Raw genomic sequence first — 255 nt, forward strand, 5'->3', positions numbered from 1 at the left:
CTTGTTGTGGATTCTTACCAATCGTCAATCTTTCGTTAAGGAGGTGATCCAGCCGCAGGTTCCCCTACGGCTACCTTGTTACGACTTCACCCCAGTCATCGGCCACACCGTGGTAACCGCCCTCTTTGCAGTTAGGCTAGCTACTTCTGGTGCAACAAACTCCCATGGTGTGACGGGCGGTGTGTACAAGGCCCGGGAACGTATTCACCGCGGCATTCTGATCCGCGATTACTAGCGATTCCGACTTCATGGAGT

General features: G+C 53.7%; 1 rRNA gene. It reads right to left on the reverse strand.

The window, feature by feature from the left end:
• Positions 1 to 36 precede the first annotated feature (36 nt).
• Positions 37 to 255 (reverse strand): 16S ribosomal RNA (locus ACH63V_RS18200); the annotation flags it as partial.

The organism is Acinetobacter sp. ABJ-A23_2 (assembly GCF_044538765.1).
GTDB classification, from domain to species: Bacteria; Pseudomonadota; Gammaproteobacteria; order Pseudomonadales; family Moraxellaceae; genus Acinetobacter; species Acinetobacter nosocomialis_A.